This window comes from Streptomyces hygroscopicus subsp. hygroscopicus (assembly GCF_001553455.1).
Taxonomy (GTDB): Bacteria; Actinomycetota; Actinomycetes; order Streptomycetales; family Streptomycetaceae; genus Streptomyces; species Streptomyces hygroscopicus.
The window spans coordinates 1-2,812 of record NZ_BBOX01000335.1; the positions used below are offsets into that span (position 1 = coordinate 1).

Genomic DNA, 2,812 nt, shown 5'->3' on the forward strand with positions numbered 1-2,812 from the left:
GCGTACGAGGGCGGCGTGGGCGGACGCTCCGGCGGAAGCGGGGCGGACGACCGGCCGTCGCCGCTTCCGGCGTTCCCGGCGGGACGGCCGCCCCCGGCGGCGGGCCGGGAGGAGCCGCGCACCTGGTTGCGGCCGCTGCGCTTGCGCTCGATGAGCGCGACGGCACCGCCCGGCAGCCAGGCCGAGGCCGTACCGCTGTCCTCGGCGTTCGAGGCGAAGAGATGCGGGGCCAGCTGGGACTGCAGATCGGCCGGGGACGGCCGCCGCTCGGGCTCCATCTGCATGCACGACTCGATGAGCGGCCGCAGTTCATCGGGCAGCCCGGCCAGATCGGGGCCCTCGCGCAGCAGCATGAACACGGTCTCCACCGGGTTGGCGCCGTGGAAGGGCGCGTGTCCGGTGGCCGCGAAGGTCAGGGTCGAACCGAGCGAGAAGATGTCGCTCGCGCCCGTCACACTGCGCGAGTCGCGCGCCTGCTCGGGTGACATGTAGGCGGGGGTGCCGACCGCGACGTTGGTCATCGTCAGCCGGGTGTTCGAGACCCCGGAGGCGATCCCGAAGTCGATCACGCGCGGACCGTCCTCGACGACCAGCACATTGGACGGCTTCAGATCGCGGTGGACCAGGCCCGCGCCATGGATGGACTGCAGCGCCTCGGCGACCCCGGCCGCCAGCCACCGCACCGCCTGGGCGGGCATCGGCCCGCACTCGTTGACGATTTCCTCGAGGGAGGGAGCCGGCACATAGGCGGTGGCCAGCCACGGCACCGCCGCCCGCGGATCGGCGTCCACGACGGCGGCCGTGTAGAACCCGCTGACCGCGCGGGCCGCCTCCACCTCACGGGTGAACCGGACGCGGAACAGCTGGTCCTCGGCGAGCTCGGTCCGGACGGTCTTGATCGCGACCCGTCGGCCCGATGCCGAGCGTGCCAGATAGACCAGCCCCATGCCGCCCGCGCCGAGACGGCCGAGCACCTCGAAAGGGCCGATCCGCCTCGGATCGTGCTGCGTCAGCTGCTCCACCACTTGCCTGCCACCTCCCCGTGGGGGCTTGAAAAAATACAGCCCCGTGCAGCGTCTCACCGACAAACCAACCGGCGGCACGCATCCTGCATTCTCTCTGGCGAAGGCGGCGGTTGCGAACCCGGGGGCGAATCGTCGTGTCATCGGGCGATACGGAGCCGGGGCCCGCCCGGTTCGGCCAGGGGTCGGCCGAGTGCCCCCGGACCGGCATCACCCCGTTCCCCGTTGGGGGTTCAGCCCGCCGTCTGAGGGTTCAGCCCGCCGCCGAGGGGGCGAGGACGGCGAAGACCGCGCCCTGATTGTCCGCAAGAACCGCGAAACGCCCGTACGGCGTATCTTCGGGGGTCTTGAGAACCCGCCCGCCCAGCCGGTGCACCGTGCGCGGCGCCTGATCGCAATCCGCCACCACGAAGTACGTCAGGAAGTGGGCGGGCAGCTCGGCCGGATACCGCTCACCGATCACCACACGTCCGCCGATCGCGTGACGCGGGTCCGGAGGCTCCCCGCGCGGCGTCCACAGCACCACGTCGTCCGGCGCCCCCTCGGCGGCGGGCACCCTCTCGGTGGCGGGCACCCCCTCGGCGGCGGGCACCGTCTCGTACCCGAAGACCGCCCGGTAGAAGGCGTCCACGGCGCGCGGCTGACGGGTGTGGACCTCGGCCCAGCCGTACGAGCCGGGGGCGCCGCGCCGCCCGAAGCCGGGGTGGCTGCCCGCCTGCCAGATCCCGAAGACGGCACCGCCGGGATCGGCGGCCGTCGCCATGACGCAGAACTCGTCGATCCAGACCGGCGGGGTGATCACCCGGCCGCCTGCCTCGCGGATCCGGACGGCGGTCGCGGCGGCGTCCTTGGCGGCGAAGTAGATGTTCCAGACGGTGGGCATCCGGCCGTCCGGCTTGCGGACCAGCCCGGCGACGTCCTTACCGCCGAGGAGGGCCCGGGTGTACGAGCCGTAGGCCGTGGCGATCTCCTCGAAGGTCCAGCCGAACAGCTCACCGTAGAAGCGCCGGCCCGCCGCGAGGTCGGACAGCAGCACATCCGCCCAGCAGGGCACGCCTTCCGCGAATGCCGCCATGGCCCGGGTCCTCTCGCGTCTCGCTCGGGTCTCTCACGGGTCTGTCTCGGGTCTGCCTCGGGATCTCTGTCCTGTCGGGTCTCGGGATCTCTGTCCTGTCGGGTCAGGATCTGGGTCCTGTCGGGTCAGGAGCTGGCCGGGCCCTCGGGGCTCTGCCGGGACTTTCTCGGGCCTCTCTGGGGTCTCTCGGGTACCTCTCGGGGCTCTGTCGGGACTCAGTCGCTGTCGGGACTCTCTCGGGGCTCTGTCGGGGACCCTGCCGGGGCTCTGCCGGGGTTGGGGGCCCTTGTCGGGGCTCTGCCGGAGTTCGGGGCTCTGCCGGGGTTCGGGGCTCTGCCGGAGCCTCCGGCACCTTTCTCGCGTTCCGCGCCGCCATGCGCGCATCGCCGTCCGCCATCCCTTCGCACCCCTCCCGGGGCCTCTCGCGGCACCTCACGACTCCTCGCGACTCCTCGCGCCCCTCGCAGGCTCCGACCAGGGGTCCGCTCGGTGCACCCGGCACTCTCACCCACACCACCCAGGGCCCGCCTGAGTCCGCTTGCAGATACTTAGCGTGCAGTTAGAGCTGTTTAGGTCTTTCGCGCCACTTGCCACGCTAACGGGGGATCGCCCGGTTCGCTCGTCCCGGAACTCGAAATATTTAGCCAATCTTTTTCGATTCGAGGCGGGCCCGAGCCGGGTCATCCACCGTTTTTATCCACAGCCTGTTGATAAC

2 protein-coding genes are annotated in these 2,812 nt (G+C 71.5%); both read right to left on the reverse strand.

Going from position 1 to position 2,812, the window contains the following annotated elements; all coding sequences use genetic code 11:
* Positions 1–1,025, reverse strand: a 1,025-nt coding sequence (locus AXW62_RS29875; RefSeq protein ID WP_252368790.1) for a serine/threonine-protein kinase, incomplete at its 3' end; no start/stop codon positions are given.
* Positions 1,026–1,275: 250 nt separating this feature from the next.
* Complete coding sequence (locus AXW62_RS29880) at positions 1,276–2,097, reverse strand: VOC family protein (RefSeq protein WP_060947257.1); 822 nt, start codon at positions 2,095–2,097, stop codon at positions 1,276–1,278.
* Positions 2,098–2,812: the final 715 nt, after the last annotated feature.